Genomic DNA, 26,972 nt, shown 5'->3' with positions numbered 1-26,972 from the left:
GGCGTTTCCGTTCCTGACAGGGAAATCCGATGTCCGACTTTCCGGTGACGGCCCTGCGCAGCGTCGAGGTCACGACGCCGCAGCTCGCCGGCTCGGTCGAGTTCTACAGCAAGGTCTGGGGCCTCGACGTCGCGGCGGAGGCGGACGGCACGGTGTACCTCGCCGCGACGGGCAGCGATTTCCACGTCCTCGAGCTCACGCCGGGCGAGGCGGCGTCGCTCCGCAAGATCAGCTTTCGCGTCCGCTCTCACGACGATCTGCACCGCTTGTTCGCGCGTGCGCGGCAAGCCGGCTGCGAGGTGATCAGCTCACCCGCGCCATCGTCTGCGCCGTCGGGCGGCACAAGCTTCATGGTTCGCGAAGCGCAGGGATGCGCCATCGAGTTCGTACATGGCGATCGTACCAAGCCGGCGCGCATGATCGCCGATCGCCCCGAGCGGTTGGCCCACGTCAACATCAACAGCGCCGACATCGAGAAGCTCTCGGCGTTCTATCAGGAGACCCTGGGCTTCCGGCTATCGGATCGGTCCAGGCTGATGGCATTCCTGTGCTGCAACAGCGATCACCACGCGATCGTGCTTGCGGAGGCCCCTCGCAACGGTCTCAATCACGTGGCTTTCCTCATGCCCGATCTGGAGTCCGTCATGCGCGGCTCCGGCCGCATGGTGGACCACGGCTATCCGATCGGCTGGGGCGTCGGCCGTCACGGACCGGGCGACAACGTGTTCGCCTATTTCGTCGATCCGACCGGCACCGTGATCGAGTACACCGCCGAAGTCCTGCAGATCGACGATAGCTATGTCGCGAAAGGTCCGGGTGATTGGGTCTGGCCTCCCGGCCGAACCGATCAATGGGGCATCGCCCCGCCGAAGTCGGAGGCCTGCAAAGCGGCGCAGCTTGCCGTTCCCTTCGCGGCGGCGCGCGCATGACGGATATTGCCGGCGCCATTGATTATGACGTGCTCGTCGTCGGCTTCGGGCCGACCGGCGCCGTTGCCGCAGGGCAGCTCGGCCGCCTCGGTCATCGCACGCTGGTCATCGACCGGCTGACCGACGTCTATGACAAGCCGCGCGCGATCGCGCTCGATCACGAGATCTTCCGTCACTTCGACAATATGGGCCTCACGGAGGCGATCTCGCCCCATATCGAGCCTTTCACCGCATCGGAGCATTTTGGCGTCGACGGCCAGTTGATCCGCCGCGTCGACATGGTCGCAAAGCCCTATCCGCTCGGCTACACGCCGAGCATGGTGTTCAGCCAGCCCGCGGTCGAGACCGAGCTGCGGCGCCACGCGCGGAGCTTTTCCAACGTGCACGCCGAGCTCGGCGTCGAGCTGCTCGGTCTCGTGCAAACGCCCGATCGTGTCGAGGCGCAACTGAAGGACGGCGATGGACGGCAGCGTTCCGTGACCGCGCGCTATGTGATCGGCTGCGACGGCGCCTCGAGCACCGTGCGGCAGATCGCAGGGCTTGGCCTCGACGATCTCATCTTCGATGAGCCCTGGCTGGTGGTCGACGTCCGCGTGAACGAGAATGCGCTCGCGCGCCTGCCGCAATGTTCCGCGCAATTCTGCAATCCGGCGCGCCCCGTCAGCTACCTCATCGGCCCGAAGAACCACCGCCGCTGGGAGATCATGCTGCTGCCGGGCGAAGACGCGCGGCAGATGGAGCAACCTGACAATGTCTGGAAGCTGCTCGCGCCCTGGCTCACGCCTGGGGACGGGGAGTTGTGGCGGGCGGCTTCCTATCGCTTCCACGCCCTCGTTGCAGACGAGTGGCGCAACGGCAGGATCCTGGTCGCCGGCGATGCCGCGCATCAGCAGCCTCCCTTCATCGGCCAGGGCATGTGCCAGGGCCTGCGCGACGCCACGAACCTCGTCTGGAAGCTGGATCATGTGCTGAGGGGCGTCTCTTCCGACAGCCTGCTCGACAGCTACACGGCCGAACGCAAGCAGCACGTCATCGAGCTGACCGGCAAGGTCAAGGCAATCGGCCAGTCGATCTGCGAGCGCGATCCGGCCGCCGCCCGGCGGCGCGATGCGCAGATCCTGGCCGACGGCGGCGGCAAGCCGCTGCTGCTGACGCGGCAGGAAATCATTCCGCCGCTTCGCGCGGGACTTTTGGCACATCGCGAAACGCCCGCGCGCGGCAGCCTGTTTCCGCAGCCGCGCGTTGCATACTCAGGCTCGGTTTTGTTGCTCGACAAGGTGATGGGATTCAGTCTGCGTGTGTTTATCGACGGCCGCCGCACTGATGCTGCGACCCTGCTCGCGCTCTGCGATGCACGCCGGGACATATCGGCCGCTGCAGTCGGCCCCGCCCGTTCGTCGCACGTGCTGGAAGAGACCGAGGGCGTGCTTGCGAGCTGGTTCGATCGCCACGACGTCGCCGCCGCGATGGTGCGGCCCGACCATTACGTCTTCGGCACGGCGCGCAATGCCGAGGAGCTCATCGGTCTCTTGCGCGAGATCGACACGCGCCTTCGCGAGGTCTCGACCAAGCAAGCAACCAAATCCCTGATCTGAAAATGGAGAGAACACCGTGAAACTTGCAACTGTAGCCATCGACGGCCGCACCACCTGGGGCATCGTCGAAGGCGAGACCTTCTTTGATGTCGGCGTCGTGCTCAAAGCGCGCTATGCCGATCTCAAGGCGGCGATCGGCGCCGCGTTGGCCGGCGTTGCCGATGCAAAGGCCTCCGCGACTGCCGTTCCGATCTCGCAGGTCACCTGGCTGCCGGTCATCCCGAACCCCGACAAGATCCTGTGCGTGGGCCTGAACTACGAGACCCACCGCAAGGAAACCGGCCGCGCCGAGGTCGAACATCCCACCATCTTCTCGCGCTATGCCAACAGCCAGACCGGACATCTGCAGCCGATCGTGCGGCCGCGCGTCTCGACCCACCTCGATTTCGAAGGCGAACTCGCGGTCATCATCGGCAAGGCGGGCCGCTACATCTCTCGCGCGGATGCCATGAATCACGTCGTGGGCTATTCCTGCTACAACGACGGCAGCATCCGCGATTTCCAGCGTCACACGCATCAATTCACGCCGGGCAAGAATTTTCCGGATACCGGCGCATTCGGCCCCTGGATGATGACGCCGGACGAGCTCGGCCCGCTCGACGAGCTCAAGCTGCAGACCCGCCTCAACGGAGAGGTCATGCAGGAAGCGCGGATCAAGCAGATGATCTTCGATATCCCGCGCCAGATCGAATACTGCTCCACGTTCACGCGGCTCGAGCCCGGCGACGTCATCGTCAGCGGCACTCCGGGTGGCGTCGGCTCCCGGCGCGAGCCACCGCTTTGGATGAAGCCCGGCGACGTCGTCGAGATCGAGGTCGAGCGCCTCGGCGTGCTCAGGAATGCCGTCACAGACGAAGCCTGATCGAGCCGCCGCAGCCGGCAACGGCCGGCTACGGCGTGCGAACGGTCAATAAAGCCCAAAAAGCGGCATCTTCCAGGGAGGAATACCATGTCCGGACTTTCGCGTCGTCTGCTGCTCGCCGGCATTGCGCTTTGCGTCTCTCTTCCGGCCTTCGCGCAGTCGTGGCCGCAGAGACCGGTGACCGTCGTCGTGCCGCAGCCGGCGGGCAACAGCCCCGACGTGATGTGCCGCCTCATCACCGAGAAACTCTCGCGGACCTTCGGGCAGCAGTTCGTCGTCGAGAATCGTCCGGGTGCCGCAAACCTCGTCGGCACGCAGTCGGTCGCCCGTGCGGCTCCGGACGGCTACACGTTCCTGTTCGCCACATCGGCGGCGCTCGTCACCAATCCCTACACGTTCAAGAAGCTCCCCTATGATCCCGTGAAGGACTTCGTGCCGATCGCGATGGTCGCGAAAAGCAACCACGTCCTTCTCGTCAATCCAGAGGTGAAGGCAACTACGCTGCCGGAACTGATCAAGCTGGAAAAATCGGCGCCGGGCTCGTTGAGCCTCGCCGTCGACGGCGCGCGCAACCTCTCGGGCCTGATCGCTCAGGCCATCAACAAGAACGCCGGGACCGGCTTTGTCCTCATCCCCTACAACACCACCACGAATGCGGTGCAGGACGCCATCTCGGGACGCATCCAGGTGACGATCCAATCCGCCTCGATTGCCGAGGCCTTCATCAAGGCAGGTACGCTGCGGCCTGTTGCCGTTGCCGGCGCCAAACGGATCGAGTCCCTGCCGGACGTTCCCGCAATCGCGGAGACGCTGCAAAGCGTCGATCTTCAGGGCTGGTTCATGTTCATGGCCCCGGTCGGCACGCCCGCCGACATCGTCGAGAAACTGAGCACCGAGATTGCACGCGCGCTGGAATCGTCCGAGGTGCGCGAGCGCGCGCCCACCCTCGGCTTCGATGTCCGTGTCGGCGATGCCGTGACGACGGCAGGCGCAAAGCGCTTCCTCGACGACCAGCTCGCCTCGTCCGGCAAGATCATCCAGGGGCTCGGCATCGAGCCTGAATAACGCTGTCTTTGCTCGCGTGCTTTTACAGATCGATCCGGGCGATCGGCTGCTTCGTCTCGTAGCGCCAACGTGCCGGGGTCTCGCCCACGACCCGCTTGAAGACCGTCGAGAAATGCGCCTGCGCGCAGAAGCCGGAAGCGAGTGCCACTTCGGCCAGCGGCATCTCGCTGGTCGACAGCAGCGACTTGGCGCCCTCGATTCGGTGATGAAGCACGTATTCATGTGGCCGATATCCCGTCGCAACGCGGAATTGGGCCGCAAAGTGCATGCGCGATAGCCCGGCGATTGAGGCGAGCTCGACCAGGCTGATGTGTCGCGAGAAATGCGCCCTGACATAATCTTCCACGCGCCGGAGCCGCCACTTCGGCAAGGCGCCGACCTTGCTGCGCGGAAGCTCAAGACGAGCCAGATGCATGGCCATGGTCTGTCCGACGGAAAGGACGAACCTGTCGTCGGCCGAGTCGCCCTGTGCGATCAGGATCCTTGCAAGTTGCGCGGCGATTGGATCGTACAGAAGGACGACTTCGTTTTCGTTGGCCGAGAAGCGATGCGCGAAAGCTCGCCAGGCCCGAAATGCGGCCGAGCACACCTGGAGCTGCAGGAAATCGGACGGTGCGTAGAGTTGGGAGCCGAGGCAGCACGATGGCGCCTGCACATAAGCCGTGCCTGCACGCATGGTTCCGTCGAAGAGGCTTCGGCGGTCTCTTGTCAACTTGAGCCGCGTCGGCTTTAGCGCGACACGGATGAAATACTGATCGTGAGGGGTCACCGAGTCCTCGGAGCGAGCCGTACTTCGCGGATCCTGCCGGCGCGAAATGAGAACGTGTTCGCTTGCGCGGTGGGCGCACCGTCCCCGGTCGCGCCGTTTCCTCTGTTGGGCAACACCAGCTTCCAGGCAACGGTGATGCGGGGCGTCTGCATCTGCTTCGGCATCAATCCGGGCGTAAGCTTTGTGCGTGCCGCCATCCATCGCGCTTTCCTCTTCGAACTTTCAAATCGAACGAAATAGAGGAAAAGGGTATCGCCAAGCGATCCTCGAAGCGTGTTATCGAATGTGAGATTTTGCAAAAGCCTGCATGTGACCGGCTGTCGCAGGGCAGCGCTGCTGCTGATCCGCGCTGATTGGACGAGCAGCGTTTGCGAGCCAGCCAGCTATTTTGGGATTTGCCGGGTTTCGTATCACTTGAGCCTCGAGGACGGGCCGATCATGCCGGGAAATGCGCGTTCCGAGAGTTCCCCTGGAGAAGTATCTTTTGGACGCTTTCTACTCGATGCGAAACGACGTCAGCTTCTGAAGGATGGAAACGAAGTTCGGCTAGGGGCTCGCGGTCTCGACATGCTGATTGCACTGACCGATCGGGCGGGCGAAGTCGTCAGCAAGCGTGATCTGATGCATTCCGTATGGCACGACGTTGTGGTCGACGAGGCAGGCTTGCGCGTCCACATGGCGGCCCTCCGTCGGGCGCTGGGCGATGGCCAGGACGGGGCTCGATACATCGTCAACGTTTCGGGACGCGGCTACAGCTTTGTTGCCCCAGTCGAACGCTCACGCCCTGGTGCGCCCGCATCGCCGGCTCCCGTTCGGGCGCCGCTGCCCGGCCGCCAAATTCCAGCGACGCCCCGGCTCCTCGTCGGCCGCGACGAAGCCATCGAACACCTCATCGCACTGCTGGACAGGCGACGCTTTGTCAGCATCGTCGGTGCCGGCGGCATCGGCAAGACCACCGTGGCTGCCGCGATGGTGCGGCGGCTCCAGACCGGGTTTGGCGAGGATTGTGTCGCTTTTGTCGACTTGGGTGCCGTGTCCGATCAAGGGCTGGTTGCCGGGGCGGTCATCTCGGCGGTTGGCTGCACGCTCGGGGGAAGCGATCCGCTGGCCGAGCTTCTAGGCTTTCTGGCCGACAAGCGCGTCCTGATCGTGCTGGACAGTTGCGAACATCTTCTTGATGCATCTTCGCGTCTGGCAGGCGAACTGTTTCAGCATGCGCCAGACGTTTATGTGCTGGTGACGTCGCGAGAACCGTTGCGGGTCGAGGGCGAGACCGTGCATCTGCTCAGCCCTCTCGCGTGCCCCGTCGACGACGCGCCGAGCGCGGCAGACGCGATCGCGACCCCGGCGGTGCAATTGTTCATGGACAGAGCATCGTTGGGCGGTTTCGACGACGCGTTGAGCGACGCCGATGCGCCTGTCGTTTCCGAAATCTGTCGGCGCACCGACGGCATAGCGTTGGCGATCGAGCTGGTTGCCAGCCGGGTCGGAGCCTTTGGCGTCCGTGGCGTCGCGGGCCTGCTGGCCGGCAACATGGAGCTGACATTGGCCGGTCAGCGCAACGCAGCTCCGCGGCACCGCACGCTTCAGGCGATGCTCGATTGGAGCTTCAGCCTGCTGACCCGAGGCGAGCAGCGCGTTCTGTCGCGTTTGTCCATCTTTGTCGGCTTGTTCACGAGCGAGGCTGCTTGCGCCGTTGCAGGGGACGGCGAGCTCAAAGGCAGCGATGTCGCGGCGATGATCGTGCGGCTCGTGGACAAGTCGCTGGTCTGGGTTCATCCCGTCGGCGATACGGTGTTCTATCGCTTGTCCGACACGACGCGTGCGTACGCGGCGGCCAAGTTGGAGGGGATCGAGGACGTCGATCTGGTTGCCGGGCGCCATGCGCTCTATTTCGCTGATCTGTTCAGGTCGCTCGCGCTCGAGCATGGGGCTTATGCCGACATGGGGCGCTACGCATCCCACATCGGAAATGTCCGAAAGGCGCTCGACTGGAGCTTTTCCAGGAGGAGCTGCGCAATCGGGATCGAGCTCGCCGCCGATGCCGCTCCGCTGTTTCTCGGTCTGTGGCTGCTGGTCGAATGCCGTCATTGGTCGGAACTGGCATTGCGCGAGATTGTGAACTTCACCGAGCTGTCGCATCGAGAGGCTCGACTGCAGGAAGCGTACGCAGTTTCGTCGATGCACACCCTGGGCAATACGCCGGAAGTCCGGAAAGCCATCCGGCGTGGCCTCGAGCTTCATGAGGCCGGTGAACAGGCTCTACCGCAATTGCGGCTGCTGGCGGGCCTCAACCTCTTCCTTACGAGGCTCGGCGATTTTGAAGGGGCGTTGGCCGCCGCAATGAGATGCAAGGCCGTCGCGGAGCGAAGCGGATCTTTGAGTGATCGTGTCATATCCGAGTGGATGCTCGCGGCGGCCTGTCACCTCGCTGGCGATCAAGCCACTGCGGTGGAGCATTGCAGGCGCGGGTTCGAACTCGAAGCGGCGATCGGCCGGCTTGAGATCAATCTGTTTGGATACGATCACCATCTGCGTGCTGAGATCGCGCTGGCGCGGTCCCTTTGGCTGCTCGGTTCGCCGACGCAGGCTTGCGGACTGGCTCTCAAGGCGATGGATGAAGCAGCCCGGCTGCCTCCGCCGGGCAATTATTGCATGACGGTCGTCCATTCCGTCCCCGTGCTTCTGTGGAGCGGGAACACGAACGACACCGTAGACCACATCGAGCGCGCGATCGCGCAGGCCGAAAAGCATTCTTTGCGGGGGCTGGGAGCCGCGGCACAGGCGCTGAAGGGGGAGTGGCTCTCGATGACAGGGAAGCCTGCGGCCGGTGTGGAGACGCTGCGTCAGGCATTGACAAGCCTCCACCGCGAACAGCTTCACATGGTCGTGCCGGCCGCATCGCGCGCCCTCGCCGACGGGCTTGCTCGGAGCGGAAGATACGATGAGGCGCGCAAGGCCGTCCAATCCGCGATATCTTCCGCGGAACGGATGGGGCAGGCGTTCTGGATGCCGGATTTGTTGCACACGCAGGCGGAGGCCATCCTCGCGACTCCAGGGGCCGACCACGCGGCCGCGGAGCTGGCGTTTCGGCAGTCGATGGATCGCGCAAGAACGCTCCGCGCATTCGGCTGGGAGCTGAAAGCCGCCGTCTCTCTGGCGAGGCTGCTGGAGGGGCAGGGCCGAAGCGCAGAGGCGCGCGCGCTGGTCGAGCCGATTTTCGATGCACATTCGGAAAAATCGGGTTCGGTCGCTCTCTCGGATGCGCGGCGCATTCTGGGCGCGTGAAATTCCAAATCGGCCCGTCCAGAAGGCGCCGGCACTCAGCACTTTTCATTTTCTAGCAATTCATAACGCGCCCAGACCCTTCTCTGCGCCCATAGTCCCGTTCACGGCGTGCCGAGAGCAGGAGGACGGAATGGAACAGCCTGGACGAATTGCACTGGTTACCGGCGGCAGCCGGGGACTCGGGCGAAATGTGGTGCTCAGTCTTGCCCGGCGGGGCATCGATTCGATCTTTACCTACAATTCGGCCGTCGCGCAGGCCGACGCGATGGCGCGAGCCGTCGAGGAAATCGGTCGCAGAGCGATTCCGATGCAGCTCGACGTCGGCCAGGTGGACGCGTTCGACGCCTTCGTGTCGCGGTTCACAGAGGCGCTGGCGGGATTGGGCGCGGCCCGTTTCGACTACCTCGTCAACAACGCCGGGATTTCCCACCACAATGCTCTGGAGAAGACCACCGAAGCAGAACTCGACGCGATATACCGGATCAATTTCAAGGGCGTCTTCTTCCTGACGCAAAAATTGCTTCCGCTGCTGAAGGACGGCGGCCGGATCGTCAATCTGTCCAGCGGCCTCACCCGGATCGTGGTGCCCGGCAGCGGGCCCTATGGCGCGCTGAAGGCTGCTCTCGAAGTGCTGACGCGCTACCAGGCGAAGGAGCTGGGGCCTCGCCGGATAACCGTGAACGCAGTGGCTCCTGGCGCGATTCAAACCGATTTCAGCGGTGGCATGGTTCGCGACAATCCCGAGCTCAACAGGCAGGTGGCCGACATGACCGCGCTTGGTCGCGCGGGTGTCCCTGACGACATCGGGCCGATGATCGCTTCGCTGTTGTCGGATGATAATCGCTGGGTCAACGCGCAGCGCATCGAGGTCTCGGGCGGCATGGCGATCTAGTCACGATCGCGTGCACAGGTCGCCGCAGCTGGCGATTCTGCATCCCCAAATCCCGCTGCAGACGCTTTCCAAACGGCCCGCGCCCCGCCATTGTGCCGCTGCCACAGCACCACCCTCGGAGCAGCATCACATGTCGGACAAGGTCTCGCGTCGCCAGTTTGCCGCGCTGGCGGCATTGTCCGCGGCGGGAATTGCCAATCCTCTCGACAGCGCCGACGCCAAACCCGCGGCGGCGGCGGCCTCGCGCGACAGCGGCTTTCCGACGGGCTTCGTCTGGGGCACGGCGACCTCGTCCTACCAGGTCGAGGGCGCGGTCAACGAGGGCGGGCGAGGGGTCTCGATCTGGGACAAGTTCGTGCGCATTCCCGGCAAGATCGAGGACGGCTCGACCGGTGACCGCGCCAACGAGCATTTCCACCGCTACAAGGAAGACATCGCGCTCATCAAGGATCTCGGCTGCAAGGCCTATCGCTTCTCGATTGCCTGGCCGCGCGTGTTTCCGGATGGTGACGGCAAGCCGAACCCCAACGGCCTCGACTTCTACAACCGCCTCGTCGACGAGCTGCTCAGCAACGGCATCGAACCGTGGGCGACGCTCTATCATTGGGACCTGCCGCAATCGCTGCAGGACCGCTTCGGCGGCTGGCGCTCGACCGAGACGTGCAAGATCTTCGGCGACTACGCGGGCTATGTCGCCGGGCACCTCACCGACCGGGTCAAGAACGTGTTCACGCTGAACGAGAGCGGCCGCTTCGTGCAGTTCGGCTACGGCCTCGGCATCGACGCGCCCGGCGTGACGCTGCCGCAGCGGGAGGTCAACCAGATCAGGCACAACAGCGCGCTCGCGCACGGGATCGCGGTGCAGGCGGTGCGGGCCCATGGCCGCCACGGCACCAGGGTCGGACCTGCCGAGAATATCGACGTCTGCGTGCCCGCGATCGACACGCCCGAGCATGTGCTCGCCGCCGAGATCGCGCTGCGCGAGATGAATGCCGGATATCTCAACGTCATCATGACGGGGCAGTATACCGACGCCTTCCTGAAATATGCCGGCGCCGATGCGCCGAAATATACCGAGGCCGAGCTGAAGATCATCTCTTCGCCGGTGGACTTTCTCGGCCTCAACATCTACGCGCCGCAGAATTATGTGGTGCCCTCGGCGGAGGGCGCGGGCTTCATGCCGCTGCCGATCCCGAAATCGTTCCCGCATATGAGCTCCGACTGGCTGCGCATCGCACCGGAGACGATGTACTGGGTGCCGAAGCTCGCGGCCAAGATCTGGAAGACGGATGCGATCTACATCACCGAGAACGGTACCTCCGGCGACGACGTGGTTACGCCCGACGGCAAGATCTACGATACCGATCGCATCATGTACCTGCGCAACTATCTCGCCCAGCTGCAGCGCGCCACCGCCGAGGGCGTGCCGGTGCGCGGCTATTTCCTCTGGAGCCTGATGGACAACTTTGAATGGGTGTTCGGCCTCAGCAAGCGCTTCGGGCTGTACCACGTCAATTTCGACACCCAGGTGCGCACGCCGAAGCTCAGTGCGAGCTACTACCGCAACGTGATCGCGAAGAACGCGGCGGGAGCTTAGCCGCTTCTGCCGCACTCAGAGAGCCGTCATGCCCGGGACAAGCCGGGTCATGATGTTGCGGAAACTCCCGTGCCAACAGCTCAGGTCCTATGCGATTGGCCGGATTTTACGTGCGGCGGAAAATCCGGTGAGGGCCGCAAGCGCGGCACATTGACTCACCTCGTCCTCTGATCGAAAACCGTCCTCAACACTCATAACAAGAGGACAACGCCCATGACCGACGCGCTGATCATCGATGCCTGCCGTACCCCGCGGGGCGTCGGCAAGGCCGGCAAGGGAGCACTCTCGGGCATTCATCCGCAGCAGCTGGGAGCCACCGTGCTGCGCGCGCTCGCCGAGCGCACCGGCATCAACACGGCCGATGTCGATGACATCGTCTGGGGCTGCAGCGCGCAGGTCGCAACGCAGAGCGGCGATCTCGGCCGCATGTCGGCGCTCGATGCCGGCTATGACGTGCGTGCCAGCGCGGTGACGCTGGATCGCTTTTGCGGAAGCGGCATCACCAGCGTCAACATGGCGGCATCCTCGATCATGGCGGGCGCGGAAGATCTCGTCATCGCCGGCGGCTGCGAGATGATGTCGATGGAGGGGCGGCGCGGCGGCGGCCCGATGATGATGGACTCCGGCAACCTGCGCCTGCGCGCAAGGCATCCGCAGTCGCATCAGGGCGTCTGCGCCGACGCGATCGCGACGCTGGAGGGCATCACGCGAAGCGACGTCGATGCGCTCGGCCTCGAAAGCCAGAAGCGCGCCGCGCAGGCGATCGCCGGCGGCCACTTCAAGAAGAGCCTCGTGCCGGTGCATCGCGAGGACGGCAGCCTCGCGCTCGACCATGAGGAATATCCGCGGCCGCAGACCACGATGGAGGGCCTCAGCAGCCTGAAGCCGGCCTTCCCCGCGATCGCCGACTACGCGCTGGACGACAAGGGCACGACCTATCGCGGCCTGATCCTGCAGAGATATCCGGACCTGAAGATCGACTTCGTGCATCACGCCGGCAACTCCTCCGGCGTCGTGGACGGCGCCGCAGCGATCCTCTTGGCCTCGCCCGCCTACGCCAAGGCGCATGGCCTCAAAGCCCGCGCCCGCGTCGTGGCGATGGCGAATATGGGGGATTCACCGACCCTGATGCTGAACGCGCCGGTGCCTGCAACGCGAAAAGTCCTGGCGAAGGCGGGCCTCTCGATCGACGACATCGACCTGTTCGAGATCAACGAGGCCTTTGCGGTGGTGGCGGAAAAATACATCCGCGACCTCAAGCTCGACCGTGCCAAGGTCAACGTCAATGGCGGCTCGATCGCGCTCGGCCATCCCATCGGCGCGACCGGCTCGATCCTGATCGGCACCGTGCTCGACGAGCTCGAACGGCGCGACCTGAAGCGCGGTCTCGTCACCATGTGCGCCGCCGGCGGCATGGCGCCGGCCGTCATCATCGAGCGTATCTAGCTGCCTTCTCCGTCGCCTCTCCCCGTAAAAACGGGGAGAGAAAGCGGCTGTCGTGCGCTCCGACCCTTATTTTTCAGGGTGAATCGTGCGCCCTCGTTCGGTCGTCGCTTGTCGAAAGGCGCGAATCAGCTTTAGCAAGTGTGCGTGCGGGCCTTTGAAACAAGGTAAAATCCGCTGTCAGAGGCTTCTTCCGCTCTGGAAGTAGCTAAAAAGCAGGGTTTTTTGCCACAGAGGGCCAAAAAAGCCCGTAAAATCGCGACAAAACTGTGCAGAAGGCTATAGGCCTTCGCCGCTTGGTCTAATATGCAACCGGCAACGAATCAGAGGAGACACGATGCCAGCCCAAATGTCCAAATCGCAGTTGATCGAAAAGATTGCGACCGCCACCGAGCTTTCCAAGCGCGACGTCAAGAGCGTCATGGAGACGCTGACCGATGTCGGCCACAAGGAGCTCAAGAAGAACGGCCTGTTCCTGGTGCCGGGCTTCGCCAAGTTCGTGGTCATCAAGAAGCCCGCGACCAAGGCGCGCAAGGGCACCAACCCGTTCACGGGTGAAGAGATGATGTTCAAGGCCAAGCCGGCCCGGAAGATCGTCCGCGCCCGCCCGGTCAAGGCTGCCAAGGACGCCGTGGCCTGATAACGCAAAGGCCCCCTCGAATGTGAGGGGGCCTTTTATTTGGGGCAGCCGCGAGGGCCTGAGACGGAGGGCTCAACCCTTGCGGCGCTTCACCCGGACCGTAACAGGCTGAAGCCGCGGCTCGGGGCCTGCGAGCGCATCGCGAACCCGGTCGATGGCACGATCGAGCAGCTGGCGCAGCCGCTGCGTCTTGCGCGATCTCTTCGCTTCTTCCAGCAGTTTCTTCATCGCATCACTCCGCCGCTTCGACCTTGGCTCCGGCCGGCTCGAGCGCCGCGGCGATGGCCTCGTCGACGCGCTCCAGCCAGATGAACTCCAGATTGTCCCGCGCGCTCTGCGGGATGTCGTCATAGTCCCGCTTGTTGCGCGCCGGCAGCATCACCCGCTTCAGGCCGGCGGCGGCCGCAGCCACCACCTTCTCCTTGATGCCGCCGACCGGCAGCACCAGCCCGCGCAGCGAGATCTCGCCGGTCATCGCGGTGTCGCTCCGCACCGTGCGATTGGTGAGCAGCGACGTCAGCGCCGTGAACATCGCAACGCCCGCGCTCGGTCCGTCCTTCGGGGTTGCCCCCGCGGGGACGTGAACGTGGATGTCGCTCTTCTCGAACACCGAGGGATCGATGCCGAGCTGCGGCGCCTTGCTCTTCACCAGCGTGAGCGCGGCCTGCACGCTCTCGCGCATGACCTCGCCGAGCTGGCCGGTCAGGATCATGCCGCCGCGGCCGGGCACGCGCGAAGCCTCGATGAACAGGATGTCGCCGCCGACCGGCGTCCAGGCAAGGCCGGTGGCCACGCCCGGAATGCTGGTGCGCTGCGCGATCTCGCCCTCGAAGCGCGGCTGGCCGAGCACGGTGGCGATGTCCTTTGTCGTCACCACGACTTTCGCAGCCGTTCCTTCGGCGACCTGCACCGCGGCGTGGCGGAACACCTTGCCGATCTCGCGCTCCAGGTTACGCACGCCGGCCTCGCGGGTGTAGCCCTTGACCACCAGCCTCAGCGCCTCCGGCTCGATCTCGGCCTGCTCGGCCGTCAGGCCGTTGGCCTCCAGCTGCCGCCGCACCAGATAACGCCGCGCGATCTCCAGCTTCTCCTCTTCGGTGTAACCGGCGAGGCTAATCAGCTCCATGCGGTCCAGCAGCGGACCCGGGATCTGGTCCAGCATGTTGGCGGTCGCGATGAACACCACGCGCGACAGGTCGAAGGGCACGCCCAGGTAATTGTCCCGGAACGTCCCGTTCTGCTCGGGGTCGAGCACCTCCAGCATGGCGGCCGAGGGATCGCCCTGCACGCCACGGCCCATCTTGTCGATCTCGTCCAGCATCATGACGCAGTTGCGTGCGCCCGCCTTCTTGATGCCCTGGATGATGTTGCCGGGCAGCGCGCCGATATAGGTGCGCCGGTGACCGCGGATCTCGGCCTCGTCATGCACGCCGCCGAGGCTGACGCGCACGAAGGGGCGATCCATCGCGCGGGCGATGGACTGGCCGAGCGAGGTCTTGCCGACGCCGGGCGGCCCGACGAAGCACAGGATCGGCGCCTTGCCCTGCGGCGCCAGCTTGCGCACCGCCAGATATTCGATGATCCGGCTCTTGATCTTCTCCAGGCCGAAATGGTCGGCGTCGAGGATGCGGCGCGCCTCCTTGATGTCGATCGGCTTTTCCTCGGGCAGCGCCCAGGGCAGCTCGATCAGCCAGTCCAGATACGTACGGACCATGCCGGCTTCGCCGGCCGCTTCGGGCATGCGCTCGTAACGGCGCAGCTCCTTCTTGGCGTGCGCCTCCGCTTCCGGCGGCATGTTGGCCTTGGCGATCGCGGCCGTCAGCTCGGTGACCTCGGCCGCCTTGCCGTCGCCTTCGCCCAGCTGGCGCTGGATGGTCGCCATCTGCTCGCGCAGGATCGCCTCGCGCTGCCGTTCGTCGAAGGTGGCGCGGGTCTTCTGGCCGATTTCGTTGGAGATGCGCAGCACCTCCAGCCGCTCGGCCAGGTGCTTCGACACCTTCTCGACGCGCAAGGCGAGGTCGATGGTCTCCAGGACCTCCTGCTTGTCCTGCGGCTTGATGTCCATGAACGACGTCGCCAGGTCCGCCAGCGCGCCGGGCGCGGTGGTGCTCTGGAACATCGCGACCAGCTCGGGCGGCGCCTGCGGCAGCAGCTCGATCGCCTCGATCGCCTGGCGCTGCAGGTTCAGCGCGCGCGCCTCGATCTCGGGCGAGTTCGTGGCGGGCTCGGGGATCTGCTGGATGCGCGCGGCCGGGAACGGCGTCCCCGGCAGGAAGTCGAGGATGCGCGCGCGCTGCACGCCCTGGCAGACGATGTGATGCGTGCCGTCGGGCGCGGTGATGTAGCGCACGATGTTGGCGATGGTCGCGACCCGGTAGAGGTCGTCCGGGCCGGGCTCCTCGATCTCGGGGCTGCGCTGCAGGACGATGCCGACCGGCCGCTGCTCGCGCAGCGCCTGCTGCGCGGCGGCGATGGACTTCGGACGGCCGATCGCGATCGGCGCGATGGCGCCGGGGAACAGCACCATCTCGCGGACGGGGATGATGATCAGTGCGTCCTCGGGGATCTTCACGTCGGGACCGTTTTGAGAAATGTCCTGGGAATTGGTCTGTTCGGTATTCATCTGTTCGGTGGCCATGTTCGACCTCAGGATTTGGCGAGGCGCAGTGCGACGCAGCCGTCCATCACGAAGCGGCTGATCGCGTAGCGGCCAAGGGGCAGTGCAATCCGGCGCTCGAAGCGCCCCTGCGGCAGTTCGAGCCGGTGGATGCGGGCGTTGCGAAGCTCCGGCGGAAGGGTGCGCTGGCCGGAGATCACGAGCACGCCGTCATGGATCACCGTCTCGACGTTGTCAGGATTGACGCCGGGAAGCGCGACCAGGATCAGGAGCTCATGCTCGGTCTCGAGCACGTCGATCGGCGGCTCCCAGCAGGCGTCCTGGCGGCCGAACTGCTGCCGCAGCCGTTCGGCGCGGGTCAGCGAGTCCAGGGCTTCGGACAGCATCCAGTCGAGGGGATTTTTGGGTTGCATGATGCGGACTCGGCGGTGGGAAAGTCAGCATATGGGGCTGGTTCCCGGGAAATCCAGTGCAGCGACGCTGACGTGCCATGCGGAACGTGCGATCCAACAAGCAAACGCCGCGGCTTGGGCCGCGGCGTTCCATCATGAGCGCGCGGGGGGCCATCAGGCGGCGGCGCGATACTCGTCTTCCGCTTCGAGGTTGATGACGGAGATGGCGAGCTCGGTCAGCGTGTGGTCGGTCGCCTCTTCCTCGTCCAGCGTCTCCTGGAGCAGCCTTGCCGCGTCGTGCATGCCGAGCTCCTCGGCCCAGGTGCGCAGCGTGCCATAGCGGGAGATCTCGTAATGCTCGACCGCCTGGGCGGCCGCGAGCAGCCCGGCGTCGAGGGCGGGGGCTCCCTTGAACTCCTTCATGATCTCGGCGCCCTCGTCCGTGATGCCGTTGATGGCCTCGCAAGGCTTGCCGCGTGCGGGCTTGCCCAGCATCTTGAAGATCTGGTCGAGGCGTCTGACCTGGCCCTGGGTCTCGCGCAGATGCTTGTTGAAGGCGGCCGCGAGATCCCTGGACTGCGCGGCCTTGGCCATCTTGGGCAGGGTCTTGATGATCTTGTTCTCGGCGAAATAGATGTCCTTCAGCGTCTCCAGGAACAGGTCGCTGAGCATCTTCGGCGCCTGGCGCGGCCGGCGCGCCGCCGTCTTTTTGGTTGTGCGTTTCTTTGCTCGTTTAGCCATGGGTCCTCCTCTTGAGGTGACACGGGAAGGCGTCGCCTCCCTCAATCCTCGAGCGATCAAGATTCGGGATGCGCAAATGTTCCTCGCGGAGCGTGCCGTGAGCCGCTATGGCTTGCCGCCTGAACCAAGCCCTTCCGAGACAAGCCTGCCCGGGACGCCTTCCGATGCTCGACATCGCCCTGTCCGCCTTCGTGACGCTGCTGCTGGTGGTCGACCCCGTCGGCCTCGCGCCGGCGTTTCTTGCCGCGACCTCAGGCATGCCCGACAAGGTCAAGCGGACCATCGCGGTGCGCGCGCCGCTGATCGCGGCTTCCATCCTGGTGGTGATAGCGCTGGTCGGAAACTGGCTGCTGCGCCAGCTCGGGATCGGCATCCCCACGTTCCAGATCGCCGGCGGGCTGCTGCTGTTCGGCGTCTCCTACCAGATGATCTTCGGCGACCGTCCGCATCGCGAGGCGCGCGAGGCCGACAAGGCGTCCTCCGAGCATGCCTCCGACGTCGCGGTGTTTCCCCTGGCCATTCCCATGATGGCCGGTCCCGGCGCGATCGCGACCACGCTGCTGCTGTCGGGCGATGCCGGCTATGGGATGAAGCTCGTGGTCATCATCGCGATCGTGCTCGCGGTGTGCCTGCTCTGCATGCTCTGCTTCATCTCGGCTCATTTGATCGCCCGCACGCTCGGGCGCACGGGAAATGCCGTGCTGTCGCGGGTGCTCGGCATGCTGCTCGCGGCCTATTCGGTGCAGTTCGTGATCAACGGCGTCGCCGCCGTCCGCGCGAGCCTGACATAGGCCTGCATAGGCCTGCGACAATCTGTTAATCCGTTGATTTTTCGATCTATTTCGCCGGATGGCGCGGGCGCCGTCCGGATCCCGGACAGGCCGGTCGCTTTCGCTTGCGCAGCCACGTTGCTTTGACGTACTTCCCCTTTCAGCAGCATCAGCAAGGCGGGATGTCGATGACAGCGGACGAGCGCGCCAAGAGACAGGCCATCATCGACGCCTGCCGCCGCATGAACGCGCTCGGCATCAACCAGGGCACATCGGGAAATATCAGCGTCCGCCATGCGGACGGGCTGCTGGTCACGCCGACCAGCGTGCCCTACGAGGCCATGACGCCGGACCAGATCGTATTCATGACGATGGACGGCAAGCATGCGCCGGACCAGAAGCCGTCCAGCGAGTGGCGCTTCCATCGCGACATCCTGAAGTCGCGGCCCGACGTCAGCGCCGTCGTCCACGCCCATCCGACCTACTGCACCATCCTGGCGATCATGGGCATGGCGATCCCGCCCGTGCACTACATGATCGCGGCCGCCGGCGGCGACAGCATCCGCTGCGCTCCCTATGCCACCTTCGGAACGGAGGAACTCTCCGACCATGCGGTGCGGGCGCTCGAGGGCCGGCTCGCCTGCCTGCTCGACCATCACGGCATGATCGCGATCGGCAAGACGCTGGACAAGGCGATGTGGCTCGCTGTCGAGGTCGAGACGCTGGCGCGGCAATATCACGGCTGCCTCCAGATCGGACAACCGCCGCTGCTCTCCAGCGACGAGATCGAGCGGGTCCGCCAGCGCATGGCAGGCTACGGCCTGTCGGAAGGGTAGGGCGGCCAGAGGTGTTCGTGCGGCTCAGACATCTCGTCGATCGCAAGGGATCGAACCGCTTCATGGTTCGCCTGCGCGCGCTCCTGCGCAGCAACGAGTTCTACCTGATCCCGCTGGCCCTGGTGATCGGCACGCTGGCCGGCGCCATCGTGACGCTGATGGCCGAGATCGCGCAGATCGCGCATGTCGTGATTTACGGCATTCCCGTCGACGTCCGCCTCTCGGCCAATGCGCGCGTCACCGCCTGGGCGGCACTGACGGCGCCCGCGCTCGGCGGCCTCGCGCTCGGCATCATGGAATGGTCGCGGCGGCGCATGAAGATCTCGAACGCCGTCGACCCGATCGAGGCCAACGCGCTGCGCGGCGGCAATCTGTCGATGCGCGACAGCGTGGTGGTCTCGAGCCAGACGCTGATCTCCAACGGCTGCGGCGCCTCCGTCGGGCTCGAGGCCGGCTACACCCAGATCGGCTCCGGCATCGCCTCGCTGCTCGGCAAGTTCTTCAACCTGCGCCGCAACGATCTGCGCCTGATGGTCGGCTGCGGCGCGGCCGCCGCGATCGCGGCCGCGTTCGGTGCGCCGATCACCGGCGCCTTCTATGCCTGCGAGCTGATCGTCGGCGTCTATTCGGTCGGCAGCGCCGCGCCGATCCTCGCGGCCTCGCTGGCGGGCGCGCTGACCGCGCAATGGCTCGGCGGCGCACCGTATTCGCTCGAGATCCCCAAGGTCAGCGCCGTCGGCGTCGAGCAATATCTGGCGCTGATCGGGCTTGCGCTCGTCACCAGCGGTGTCGGCATCGCGGTGATGCGATCGTCGTCGATGTTCGAGCGACTGTTCAAATGGCTCCCGGTCTGGCTGCGCCCGGTGATCGGCGGCCTTATCGTCGGCAGCTTTGCGATTGCGACACCGCAGGTGCTGGCGGCCGGCCACGGCGCCATGGTGCTGGACCTGTTCCACGACATGACGATCGGGCTGATCGCGCTGATCATCGCCCTGAAGGTCACGGCGTGCCTGATCTCGCTCGCCTCCGGCTTTCGCGGTGGCCTGTTCTTCGCCTCGCTGTTCGTCGGCAGCCTGATCGGCAAATTCTTTGCCGCCGTGCTGCTGCTGATCAGCCCGAACTTCGTGATCGATCCGCTGGTGGCGATGCTGACGGGCATGGCGACCTTAGGCGTCGCCATCGTCGGCGGTCCGCTCACCATGTCGTTCCTCGTGCTCGAGATGACGCGCAACGTCGACGTCACCGCCGTGGTGCTGGCCGGCTGCATCGTCACCTCGATCTGCGTCCGCTTCATGTTCGGCCACTCCTTCTCGACCTGGCGCCTGCATCTGCGCGGCGAGACCATCCGCAGCGCCAACGATGTCGGCTGGCTGCGCAACCTCACCGTCGAGCGCTTGATGCGCTCCGACGTCGGCAAGGTGCCGTCGACCACGACCATCGCCGCCGTGCGCCGCGAATTCGTGCTGGGCTCGCGGCCCGGCATCGTCATCGTCAACAATGCCGACGAATATATCGGCCTCGTCCTGTTGCCCGATTTGTTCTCCAGCGACCTCGACACCATCGCCGACGACATCCAGGTGATCGAGCTCGCCCGCCTGATCGACATCGTGCTGATCCCGGAAATGAACGTGAAGAGCGCGATGGCGGTGTTCGACGAGGCGGAAGCGGAGATGCTGGCGGTGGTCGATTCCACCGACAGCCGCAAGGTGGTCGGCTTCCTCACCGAGACCTTTGCCCGCCGCCGCTATGTCGAGGAGATCGACAAGGCGACGCGCGGCGTGCTCGGGGCGCTGTAGTCGACGTTGAGGCGGGACGGCGTGCATGCGCAGCGCCGTCCGCGTTGTCTAGCGGCCCGGTTGAGACGGAGCCGCAACGAGGCAGGCCACGATCCGGCGGACCAGCGGCAGCACCAGCAGCAGCGTCGGGAAGGCGACGAGCCATGACAGCCCCCAGGCACCCGGCCATGTCGCGAGGAACGCCGGCGTTGCGCCGAGGCTCCGGAGCGTCGAAATGACCGACACTACGGCTGTCATGAGGATGGACAGCACGAATGGCATTACGATCGACGCATAGCGCGCCGGCAGTTTGCGAACCGCAATCATCTGATTTCTCTTGGAGAATAGGACGCGTCAGGCACGGTGAACCCCAAAAATCGGCATCGATCCCGACGGCGTCGGTTGATGCGTTGGTTCACGTGAAACGCTTACGGCGACCGAAAAACGGCGCGGCTGTTCATTATCCGCTCAGGTTGAGTGGCGCAAGCTGGATCGGTTCGTTCGGTTTACAATCGTTCAAAGCGTGGCAGATTGCCGCGATCATGAAACCATTTCAGCGGTTTGCGCGTTATCAACGGTTTGCATAGATGTGTTTTTCCGAAAACAGAGGAAGATCAAGATGAGCAGATTCATGATGTCCGCAGCCGGCCGCAGCACCGTCCTGGCCGCATGCGCAGGCCTGGCGCTGCTCGCAACTTCGGTGTCGCCCTCGGCCGCGGCAGCGCCTCGGCCGGCACAGGCCGCGCCGGTAAACGCCGGGCAGGGCTCCTCCGACGTTACTGATTTCAGCGCAGCTCGTCGCCGCTACTATCGGCGCGGGCCGAACGCCGCAGGTCTCGCCTTCATGGGCGCGGCAGCCGGCATCATTGGCGGAGTGATCGCCGAGCAGCGCCGCCGCGACTACTACGAGAACAACTATTATTATGGCCGGCGCTACTATGGTGGCCCCGGTTACTACGGCGGCCAGGGCTATTACGGCGGCAATCCCTATTACTACGACCCGGGCTACTGATATCGGCTCGTACCACGGCTGGTTTCGATCTCGCTTCAAAAAAGGGCGGCGCCTCGCGCCGCCCTTTGTCGTGCTCGCGTTCGTGGGTAGCCCGGGTGAGCGCAGCGATACCCGGGGCCTCAGTCGCATGGACCCGGATGTCGCTTCCGCCGTCGCTCTTCGAGCTATGGCGGACAAGTCGCTCATCCGGGTTACGGGACCGGGCTGTGTCGCGCCGCTGTCAATCCATTCGCGCGAAAATATTCCACTTTACCGAAATTCGGAAATGGCGTACGTGTCGTCCATCCCGGTTCATCCTTGAGGGGCGGTCATGTGATCGTCATTGTCGCGAGCCGGGCTTGCGGTGGACGCGGCAGCGTTGGCGCGAATGGCCGGGGCAGGGCGGATTGCTCTCCGTGAGCCCCCTGGGCATCGCGCGGACGAACGGCGCTGACAGGTTCGTCTCGTCTGTAAGTTTCCGGCTTTGTCGACAGGGCTGGAAAAATTGCGGCGAACATGGCGAGCCGCGCGTACGGCAAAACCGTGTGGTCCTGGCCGTCGTTGCTACGGCCAAGCTCTTGCGAATGCGGCGATCGCGTCAACCGGCGCGGCGCCGGTGAATTTCGCTGGGGTGAGGGAGGCCAGAAGGAATTCGGCTCCCGGGAGAGCACGGCATAAGCCGTCCGGCCATCGCGCAGGGAAGGCCGAGTGATTGGCTGCACCTGTATGCTGCTGTGCGGTTCTCTTGCGCTACCTTTCGCGCAGCGGACCGTGGGTGCCAGTCGGCACCCGGCCTTCCCTGCGCCCTCTTGGCTTAGAGAGGTGGAGTGACCAGGCAAAGCTCGGGCGAATTGCGCCGCGAGGACGCGCAGCCGTGTGTGCGAGGTCGTAGGATGGGTAGAGCACTTGCGAAACCCATCACGTTCCGGCGAGCCGGATGGGCGATGGGTTTCGCTTCGCTCTACCCATCCTACGAGTGCATGTCGGAGAGCTGCAGTGTTGCCACACACTCCGTCATTGCGAGCGCGGCGAAGCAATCCAGCGTCTTTCCGCGGAGCGAATCGGGATTGATTCGCTGCGCTCGCAATGACGATGTGGGGAAGGTGCAACCAATCCATCCCCGTCACCCTGAGGTGGCCGCGTCTTCGGCGGCCCTCGAAGGGCGACGGCCCGGCTGCATCTCGGCCGTGCATCCTTCGAGGCTCCCGGCGCGATCGCGCCACTCGCACCTCAGGATGACGGAGTTGATGGTGTCGTCATTGCAAAGAGCGTTGAAGCCTTGCGCTCTGTGCTTCCGGCAATCACCGTCCCGCAGGCGCCGACATCGCGCCGTTGGCGTAGCGCGACCAGTCGGGCGTCGTCGGCTGCGACGGCCAGATGGCGGCGTTGGAGTCGCGGACCGATTGGGTGATGGGAACGGGTTGCGCCTTGCGGGCGTGGTGACGGTCGCTTGCTGCGGCGGTCTGGACGGTGGCGGCGGCAATCAGCATGGCGCCGACAAGGACGAAAGTCTTTTGCATCGTTGTTTCTCCCGTGACGACGCACCGGCTGTGAGAAATATCGTCGTCGTCGCGGGTCACATGGCGATGCGCCCTTTGGAATGTCAGCGGTGCGGCCTTCACGTTGGAGCGAGCAAATTTTCTGGTCCCGGCTAAATATTCGGCAGTCCCACCCGGACGCGCGGTGGACTTGGCCTGCGCAATCCGGTTCAATGGGACAAATTGGCTTTCCAGGCGACAACGATGTCGAAATATCTGCTGGTCCTGCTCCTGATTGCCGCGCCGGCGGCGGCGCAGGTCAAGCCTTCGCCGAAGAGTTCGGCGGCGCATCCGGACCCCTGCGCGCCGATCGGGCGGACCGCGGACGGCAAGCTGGTCTATTCCATGAAATGCGAGAACCTGCCGGCACCGCCCACACCGCCGCCGCAGGCGGAACTGAAGGAGGCGACGCCTCCGGCCGCCGCCGCCGAGCCGGAGCCCGAGGTGCGGCGGAGCGGCATTTTCGGCTGGTCCTACGACCGCAGGTGATGCGGCTTCGCCCTTGCGCGAAGCCTTATGGAGTGCTCTTTGCTGAGAGTTCCCCGCGGGGCCTCGGCCCCCGATCCAGAGAGATGAGATGAGCAAACTCGTTATCCGCGCCGGCGATTTCACCTTCGATGCCCGTTTCGAGGAGCAAGCCGCGCCCAAGACCGTCGCCGCGTTCCGCAAGGCGCTGCCGTTCGAAAGCCACATCATCCATGTGCGCTGGAGCGGCGAGGGCGTGTGGATGCCGCTCGGCGATCTCGACTTCGGCGTCGGCTACGAGAATCACACCAGCTATCCCGCGCCGGGCCAGATCATCCTCTATCCCGGTGGCATCAGCGAGACCGAGATCCTGCTCGCCTATGGCGGCGTCCACTTCGCCAGCAAGATGGGCCAGCTCGCCGGCAACCACTTCATCACGCTGACCTCGGGCCTGGAAAACCTGGCGACGCTGGGCAAGAGCGTGCTGTGGAAGGGCGCGCTGCCGATCCGCTTCGAGGAAGTCTGAGTGACCGATATACGCTACCCGCGCGATCTCCGCGGTTACGGCCGCAACCCGCCGCATCCGCAATGGCCTGATAATGCGCGGGTGGCGGTGCAGTTCGTCGTCAATTTCGAGGAGGGCGGCGAGAACAACATCCTGCACGGCGACCGCGCCTCGGAAGCGTTCCTGTCCGACGTGCTCGGCGCGCAGCCCTGGCCCGGCCAGCGTCACGCCAACATCGAATCCATGTTCGAATATGGCTCGCGCGCCGGCTTCTGGCGGCTGTGGCGGATGTTCAGCGAGCGGAAGTGGCCGGCCACCGTGTTCGGCGTCGCGACTGCGCTCAAGCGCAACCCGGAAATCGTCGCGGCCATGAAGGAGGCGGGCTGGGATATCGCCAGCCACAGCCTGAAATGGATCGAGCACAAGGACATGAGCGAGGCGCAGGAACGCGCCGAGATCGCCGAATCTATCCGCGTTCACACCGAGGCGACCGGATCGCGGCCGCTCGGCTGGTACACCGGCCGCTCCTCGATCAACACCAATCGTCTGCTGATGGAGGAGGGAGGCTTCCTCTATCTCTGCGACTCCTATGCCGACGATCTGCCCTATTGGGTCAAGGGCGCCAAGGGCAAGCAGCTCATCATTCCCTATACGCTCGATGCCAACGACATGCGGTTCATCAACCCGCAGGGGTTTGCCGAAGGCGAGCAGTTCTTCACCTATCTGAAGGACGCCTTCGACGTGCTCTATGCGGAAGGGCAGACCGCGCCGAAGATGATGTCGGTAGGGCTGCACTGCCGTCTCGCCGGCCGGCCCGGCCGCGCCGCGGGGCTGATCCGCTTCCTCGACTACATCGGCAAGCATGAGCGCGTCTGGGTGCCGACGCGGTTGCAGATCGCGCAGCACTGGCACGACAAGCATGCTCATCTCGCGGCAGATGCGTTCGAGATCGGATGATGGTGTGATGTCGCAAATCCCGCTCGCCGATCTCAATGCTGCAAGCAAGGCCGATTTCGTCGCCGCGCTCGCCAACGTGGTCGAATATTCGCCGTGGATCGCGGAGAAGCTCGCCGGGCAGCGGCCGTTCGCAGGCGTCAACCAGTTGCACGCCGCGCTGATCGCTGCGATCCAGGCTGCCGAGCCCGACGTGCAGCTGGCGCTGATCCGCGCGCATCCCGATCTCGCCAACAAGACCCAGCGCGCCGCAGGTCTGACGGCGGAATCGACCAATGAGCAGAACAGCGCGGGCCTCGACCGGCTGTCGGAGGCCGAATACGCCGCGTTCGAGCGCGTCAACAACGCGTACCGCGAGAAATTCGGCTTCCCCTATATCGTCTGTGTGCGCCGTCACACCAAGGATTCCGTGCTGCGCGACTTCGAGACGCGGCTGCGCAACATCGCCAAGACCGAGACGCGGCGCGCGATCGAGGAGATCGGCCGCATCTCGGCGCTGCGGCTGGATCAACTCGTCACCGCCGACGACAGACTGAAAGTGCACGGCCGGCTCTCGACGCATGTGCTGGACAACCATGCCGGCAAGCCTGCGGCGGGCATCCCGGTCGAGCTCGTCGAACTCGCAAATCTCGGCGAGAGCCGCGTGATCGCGCGTGCCGTCACCAATGACGACGGCCGCACCGACCAGCCGCTGATCGGCGGCCGGCCGCTGCCGATCGGCCGCTACGAGCTCAGATTCAACATCGGCAAATATTACGCCGAGCGCAACGTGCCGCTGTCAGACCCGCCGTTCCTCGACGAGATCCCGTTGCGCTTCGCGATCAGCGAGCCGGAAGGCCATTATCACGTGCCGCTGCTGGTCACGCCGTGGAGCTATTCGACCTATCGCGGCAGCTAGACGTGCTGCGCCGACGCTGCCGCTGAGGCTGCATCGGTTTCCGCCGCGGCGCCGCCGCTCAATCCGTTGAAGAAGGCATTGAGCAGCACCGAGACGATGGCGCAGAGCAGGATGCCGGACTCCAGTAGCGGCTGGAGGTCATGCGGCAGATTGCGGAAGAAGCCGGGCGCGGCGAGCGGGATCAGGCCGAAGCCGATCGAGATCGCGACGATGAAGAGATTGTAACGGTTGGTGCGGAAATCGACCGAGGTGAGGATGCGTGCGCCGGTCGCCGCGACCATGCCGAACATCACGAGACCCGCGCCGCCGAGCACGACCAGCGGCACCGCCTCGACCAGCGCGGCGAGCTTCGGCAGCAGGCCGAGCACGAGCATGATGCAGCCGCCCGTGATCGTCACCCAGCGCGAGCGCACGCCGGTGACCGAGACGAGGCCGACATTCTGCGAGAACGAGGTGTAGGGAAACGTGTTGAAGATGCCGCCGAGCAGCGTACCGACACCGTCGGCGCGCAGGCCGCGGCTCAGTGCTTCGCGGTCCACTGCCTTGCCGGTGATGTCACCGAGGGCGAGGAACATGCCGAGCGACTCGATCATCACCACGATCATGACGACGCACATGGTGATGACAGGCACCAGATGGAATTGCGGCATGCCGAAGCGGAACGGGATCACGAGCGCGCCCCAGGAGGCCGCCGCGACCTTGTCGAAATGCATCACACCGAGCGCGCTCGCGAGCACCGCGCCGGCGATGATGCCGAGCAGCACGGCGACGTTGGCGACAAAGCCCGTGCCCCACTTGATCAGGCCAAGGACGAAAAGCAGCACGAACAGCGAGATGCCGAGGCCCTGCAACTGCCCGTAGGCCGGATTGGGAAAGCTGCCGGGAACGCCGTCGACGACCTTCGTCAGCGTCGGCAGGCCACCGCCGGCCCAGTTGATCCCGACGCGCATCAGCGAGATGCCGATGATGAGGATGATGCTGCCGGTGACGACGGGCGGAAACAGCGGCAACAGCCGGCTGACGAAGGGCGCGGCGACGATGCCGAACAGGCCGGCCGCAATCACCGAGCCGTAGATGCCGAGCAGGCCGATATCGGGCGCGGCCGCCATCGACAGCATCGGGCCGACCGAGGCAAAGGTCACGCCCATCATCACGGGCAGGCGGATGCCGACGCCGGGAAAGCCGAGGCATTGCACCAGCGTCGCAATCCCGCAGGCAAACAGATCGGCGCTGATCAGGAAGGCGACGTCCTCCGGCGGCAGCTTCAGCGCGCGGCCGATGATCAGGGGCACCGCAACCGCCCCGGCATACATCACCAGCACGTGCTGGAGCCCGAGCGCCAGCAGGCGCGGGAGCGGCAGGACCTCGTCGACGGGATGCACTTCGCTGGTCATGAATGATCCCCCCTGA

25 protein-coding genes are annotated in these 26,972 nt (G+C 65.0%); 17 read left to right on the top strand and 8 right to left on the bottom strand.

All coding sequences use genetic code 11. The annotated features are described in order from the left end of the window. Nucleotides 1-29 precede the first annotated feature (29 nt). From JQ617_RS10750 to JQ617_RS10735, 4 genes are all read left to right on the top strand, one after another. On the top strand, nucleotides 30-929 hold the full coding sequence (locus tag JQ617_RS10750; protein WP_212026300.1) for a VOC family protein: 900 nt from the start codon (nucleotides 30-32) through the stop codon (nucleotides 927-929). Next, complete coding sequence (locus JQ617_RS10745; protein WP_212026299.1) at nucleotides 926-2,524, top strand: bifunctional 3-(3-hydroxy-phenyl)propionate/3-hydroxycinnamic acid hydroxylase; 1,599 nt, start codon at nucleotides 926-928, stop codon at nucleotides 2,522-2,524. The genes JQ617_RS10750 and JQ617_RS10745 overlap by 4 nt, the downstream gene beginning before the upstream one ends. A gap of 16 nt (nucleotides 2,525-2,540) precedes the next feature. Further along, nucleotides 2,541-3,386, top strand: coding sequence for a fumarylacetoacetate hydrolase family protein (locus tag JQ617_RS10740; RefSeq protein WP_212026298.1), 846 nt, complete (start codon nucleotides 2,541-2,543; stop codon nucleotides 3,384-3,386). A gap of 87 nt (nucleotides 3,387-3,473) precedes the next feature. Then, the gene (locus tag JQ617_RS10735) at nucleotides 3,474-4,451 is read left to right on the top strand and encodes a Bug family tripartite tricarboxylate transporter substrate binding protein (RefSeq protein ID WP_212026297.1); all 978 of its coding nucleotides are present in this window, start codon (nucleotides 3,474-3,476) and stop codon (nucleotides 4,449-4,451) included. 22 nt (nucleotides 4,452-4,473) lie between these two features. Here the strand turns inward: JQ617_RS10735 and JQ617_RS10730 are convergent, their stop codons facing one another. Then, entirely contained in the window at nucleotides 4,474-5,421 is a 948-nt protein-coding gene (locus tag JQ617_RS10730; RefSeq protein ID WP_212026296.1) for a helix-turn-helix domain-containing protein, read from the bottom strand. 237 nt (nucleotides 5,422-5,658) lie between these two features. Here JQ617_RS10730 and JQ617_RS10725 point away from each other — a divergent pair, with 237 nt between their 5' ends. The 5 genes from JQ617_RS10725 (at nucleotide 5,659) to JQ617_RS10705 (ending at nucleotide 13,080) form a co-directional block, all read left to right on the top strand. Next, nucleotides 5,659-8,508, top strand: coding sequence for an ATP-binding protein (locus JQ617_RS10725; RefSeq protein WP_283842061.1), 2,850 nt, complete (start codon nucleotides 5,659-5,661; stop codon nucleotides 8,506-8,508). 130 nt (nucleotides 8,509-8,638) lie between these two features. Further along, complete coding sequence (locus tag JQ617_RS10720) at nucleotides 8,639-9,400, top strand: SDR family NAD(P)-dependent oxidoreductase (protein ID WP_212026294.1); 762 nt, start codon at nucleotides 8,639-8,641, stop codon at nucleotides 9,398-9,400. 130 nt (nucleotides 9,401-9,530) lie between these two features. Continuing rightward, nucleotides 9,531-10,997, top strand: a complete 1,467-nt coding sequence (locus JQ617_RS10715) for a GH1 family beta-glucosidase (RefSeq protein WP_212026293.1) — start codon at nucleotides 9,531-9,533, stop codon at nucleotides 10,995-10,997. A 213-nt stretch (nucleotides 10,998-11,210) separates the two neighbouring features. Continuing rightward, the gene (locus JQ617_RS10710; RefSeq protein ID WP_212026292.1) at nucleotides 11,211-12,443 is read left to right on the top strand and encodes an acetyl-CoA C-acetyltransferase; all 1,233 of its coding nucleotides are present in this window, start codon (nucleotides 11,211-11,213) and stop codon (nucleotides 12,441-12,443) included. A 334-nt stretch (nucleotides 12,444-12,777) separates the two neighbouring features. Next, nucleotides 12,778-13,080: an HU family DNA-binding protein gene (locus JQ617_RS10705; protein ID WP_008139488.1), complete on the top strand. Its 303-nt coding sequence runs from the start codon at nucleotides 12,778-12,780 to the stop codon at nucleotides 13,078-13,080. Nucleotides 13,081-13,152: 72 nt separating this feature from the next. Here JQ617_RS10705 and JQ617_RS10700 read toward each other — a convergent pair whose 3' ends face one another. The 4 genes from JQ617_RS10700 to JQ617_RS10685 form a co-directional block, all read right to left on the bottom strand. Beyond that, nucleotides 13,153-13,308 (bottom strand): hypothetical protein, encoded by a 156-nt coding sequence (locus tag JQ617_RS10700; RefSeq protein WP_212026291.1) that lies wholly within the window; start codon nucleotides 13,306-13,308, stop codon nucleotides 13,153-13,155. A gap of 4 nt (nucleotides 13,309-13,312) precedes the next feature. Next, nucleotides 13,313-15,718 carry an endopeptidase La gene (lon, locus tag JQ617_RS10695; RefSeq protein ID WP_145661795.1) on the bottom strand — a complete coding sequence of 802 codons (2,406 nt, stop codon included), beginning with the start codon at nucleotides 15,716-15,718 and terminating at the stop codon, nucleotides 13,313-13,315. An 8-nt stretch (nucleotides 15,719-15,726) separates the two neighbouring features. After that, entirely contained in the window at nucleotides 15,727-16,110 is a 384-nt protein-coding gene (locus JQ617_RS10690; protein WP_063688411.1) for an Hsp20/alpha crystallin family protein, read from the bottom strand. A gap of 153 nt (nucleotides 16,111-16,263) precedes the next feature. Next, nucleotides 16,264-16,830, bottom strand: coding sequence for a YciE/YciF ferroxidase family protein (locus JQ617_RS10685; RefSeq protein WP_212026290.1), 567 nt, complete (start codon nucleotides 16,828-16,830; stop codon nucleotides 16,264-16,266). A gap of 164 nt (nucleotides 16,831-16,994) precedes the next feature. On the opposite strand from JQ617_RS10685, the gene JQ617_RS10680 reads away from it, so the two are divergent. The 3 genes from JQ617_RS10680 to JQ617_RS10670 all read left to right on the top strand — a co-directional run bounded on the left by JQ617_RS10680 (nucleotide 16,995) and on the right by JQ617_RS10670 (nucleotide 20,232). Continuing rightward, nucleotides 16,995-17,621: a MarC family protein gene (locus tag JQ617_RS10680; protein ID WP_212026289.1), complete on the top strand. Its 627-nt coding sequence runs from the start codon at nucleotides 16,995-16,997 to the stop codon at nucleotides 17,619-17,621. Nucleotides 17,622-17,782: 161 nt separating this feature from the next. Further along, complete coding sequence (locus JQ617_RS10675) at nucleotides 17,783-18,436, top strand: L-fuculose-phosphate aldolase (protein WP_212026288.1); 654 nt, start codon at nucleotides 17,783-17,785, stop codon at nucleotides 18,434-18,436. Between the two features lie 11 nt (nucleotides 18,437-18,447). After that, nucleotides 18,448-20,232 carry a chloride channel protein gene (locus JQ617_RS10670; RefSeq protein WP_212026287.1) on the top strand — a complete coding sequence of 595 codons (1,785 nt, stop codon included), beginning with the start codon at nucleotides 18,448-18,450 and terminating at the stop codon, nucleotides 20,230-20,232. A 48-nt stretch (nucleotides 20,233-20,280) separates the two neighbouring features. Here JQ617_RS10670 and JQ617_RS10665 read toward each other — a convergent pair whose 3' ends face one another. Next, the gene (locus tag JQ617_RS10665) at nucleotides 20,281-20,538 is read right to left on the bottom strand and encodes a DUF2798 domain-containing protein (protein WP_212026286.1); all 258 of its coding nucleotides are present in this window, start codon (nucleotides 20,536-20,538) and stop codon (nucleotides 20,281-20,283) included. Nucleotides 20,539-20,830: 292 nt separating this feature from the next. Here JQ617_RS10665 and JQ617_RS10660 point away from each other — a divergent pair, with 292 nt between their 5' ends. Further along, a complete protein-coding gene (locus JQ617_RS10660) occupies nucleotides 20,831-21,223 on the top strand; it encodes a hypothetical protein (RefSeq protein WP_212026285.1) in 393 nt (130 codons plus the stop codon). A 1,280-nt stretch (nucleotides 21,224-22,503) separates the two neighbouring features. Here JQ617_RS10660 and JQ617_RS10655 read toward each other — a convergent pair. After that, nucleotides 22,504-22,722, bottom strand: coding sequence for a hypothetical protein (locus tag JQ617_RS10655; protein WP_212026284.1), 219 nt, complete (start codon nucleotides 22,720-22,722; stop codon nucleotides 22,504-22,506). A 222-nt stretch (nucleotides 22,723-22,944) separates the two neighbouring features. Between JQ617_RS10655 and JQ617_RS10650 the strand changes: the two genes are divergently transcribed. The 4 genes from JQ617_RS10650 (at nucleotide 22,945) to uraD (ending at nucleotide 25,562) form a co-directional block, all read left to right on the top strand. Continuing rightward, on the top strand, nucleotides 22,945-23,229 hold the full coding sequence (locus JQ617_RS10650) for a hypothetical protein (protein WP_212026283.1): 285 nt from the start codon (nucleotides 22,945-22,947) through the stop codon (nucleotides 23,227-23,229). An 88-nt stretch (nucleotides 23,230-23,317) separates the two neighbouring features. Then, the gene (locus tag JQ617_RS10645; protein ID WP_036045261.1) at nucleotides 23,318-23,731 is read left to right on the top strand and encodes a DUF3830 family protein; all 414 of its coding nucleotides are present in this window, start codon (nucleotides 23,318-23,320) and stop codon (nucleotides 23,729-23,731) included. After that, a complete protein-coding gene (puuE, locus tag JQ617_RS10640) occupies nucleotides 23,732-24,667 on the top strand; it encodes an allantoinase PuuE (RefSeq protein WP_212026282.1) in 936 nt (311 codons plus the stop codon). It abuts the gene before it with no gap. 7 nt (nucleotides 24,668-24,674) lie between these two features. After that, entirely contained in the window at nucleotides 24,675-25,562 is an 888-nt protein-coding gene (gene uraD / locus JQ617_RS10635; RefSeq protein ID WP_212026281.1) for a 2-oxo-4-hydroxy-4-carboxy-5-ureidoimidazoline decarboxylase, read from the top strand. Here uraD and JQ617_RS10630 read toward each other — a convergent pair. Further along, entirely contained in the window at nucleotides 25,559-26,956 is a 1,398-nt protein-coding gene (locus JQ617_RS10630) for a nucleobase:cation symporter-2 family protein (protein WP_212026280.1), read from the bottom strand. The two genes, uraD and JQ617_RS10630, sit on opposite strands and share 4 nt — an antisense overlap. Between the last annotated feature and the right edge of the window lie 16 nt (nucleotides 26,957-26,972).

The organism is Bradyrhizobium sp. KB893862 SZCCT0404 (assembly GCF_018130885.1).
GTDB classification, from domain to species: Bacteria; Pseudomonadota; Alphaproteobacteria; order Rhizobiales; family Xanthobacteraceae; genus Bradyrhizobium; species Bradyrhizobium stylosanthis.
This window is presented reverse-complemented; position numbering and strand designations above follow the sequence as displayed.

Bases quoted from the DNA above. Each gene is read 5' to 3' on its own strand.
- JQ617_RS10655 (WP_212026284.1), bottom strand. From the start codon at position 22,722: ATGCAAAAGACTTTCGTCCTTGTCGGCGCCATGCTGATTGCCGCCGCC.
- JQ617_RS10750 (WP_212026300.1), top strand. From the start codon at position 30: ATGTCCGACTTTCCGGTGACGGCCCTGCGCAGCGTCGAGGTCACGACG.
- JQ617_RS10685 (WP_212026290.1), bottom strand. From the start codon at position 16,830: ATGGCTAAACGAGCAAAGAAACGCACAACCAAAAAGACGGCGGCGCGC.
- JQ617_RS10715 (WP_212026293.1), top strand. From the start codon at position 9,531: ATGTCGGACAAGGTCTCGCGTCGCCAGTTTGCCGCGCTGGCGGCATTG.
- JQ617_RS10645 (WP_036045261.1), top strand. From the start codon at position 23,318: ATGAGCAAACTCGTTATCCGCGCCGGCGATTTCACCTTCGATGCCCGT.
- uraD (WP_212026281.1), top strand. From the start codon at position 24,675: ATGTCGCAAATCCCGCTCGCCGATCTCAATGCTGCAAGCAAGGCCGAT.
- JQ617_RS10720 (WP_212026294.1), top strand. From the start codon at position 8,639: ATGGAACAGCCTGGACGAATTGCACTGGTTACCGGCGGCAGCCGGGGA.
- JQ617_RS10680 (WP_212026289.1), top strand. From the start codon at position 16,995: ATGCTCGACATCGCCCTGTCCGCCTTCGTGACGCTGCTGCTGGTGGTC.
- JQ617_RS10730 (WP_212026296.1), bottom strand. From the start codon at position 5,421: ATGGATGGCGGCACGCACAAAGCTTACGCCCGGATTGATGCCGAAGCA.
- JQ617_RS10660 (WP_212026285.1), top strand. From the start codon at position 20,831: ATGAGCAGATTCATGATGTCCGCAGCCGGCCGCAGCACCGTCCTGGCC.
- JQ617_RS10735 (WP_212026297.1), top strand. From the start codon at position 3,474: ATGTCCGGACTTTCGCGTCGTCTGCTGCTCGCCGGCATTGCGCTTTGC.
- JQ617_RS10745 (WP_212026299.1), top strand. From the start codon at position 926: ATGACGGATATTGCCGGCGCCATTGATTATGACGTGCTCGTCGTCGGC.
- JQ617_RS10650 (WP_212026283.1), top strand. From the start codon at position 22,945: ATGTCGAAATATCTGCTGGTCCTGCTCCTGATTGCCGCGCCGGCGGCG.
- JQ617_RS10630 (WP_212026280.1), bottom strand. From the start codon at position 26,956: ATGACCAGCGAAGTGCATCCCGTCGACGAGGTCCTGCCGCTCCCGCGC.
- JQ617_RS10675 (WP_212026288.1), top strand. From the start codon at position 17,783: ATGTCGATGACAGCGGACGAGCGCGCCAAGAGACAGGCCATCATCGAC.
- JQ617_RS10705 (WP_008139488.1), top strand. From the start codon at position 12,778: ATGCCAGCCCAAATGTCCAAATCGCAGTTGATCGAAAAGATTGCGACC.
- lon (WP_145661795.1), bottom strand. From the start codon at position 15,718: ATGGCCACCGAACAGATGAATACCGAACAGACCAATTCCCAGGACATT.
- JQ617_RS10665 (WP_212026286.1), bottom strand. From the start codon at position 20,538: ATGATTGCGGTTCGCAAACTGCCGGCGCGCTATGCGTCGATCGTAATG.
- JQ617_RS10700 (WP_212026291.1), bottom strand. From the start codon at position 13,308: ATGAAGAAACTGCTGGAAGAAGCGAAGAGATCGCGCAAGACGCAGCGG.
- JQ617_RS10690 (WP_063688411.1), bottom strand. From the start codon at position 16,110: ATGCAACCCAAAAATCCCCTCGACTGGATGCTGTCCGAAGCCCTGGAC.
- JQ617_RS10710 (WP_212026292.1), top strand. From the start codon at position 11,211: ATGACCGACGCGCTGATCATCGATGCCTGCCGTACCCCGCGGGGCGTC.
- JQ617_RS10725 (WP_283842061.1), top strand. From the start codon at position 5,659: ATGCCGGGAAATGCGCGTTCCGAGAGTTCCCCTGGAGAAGTATCTTTT.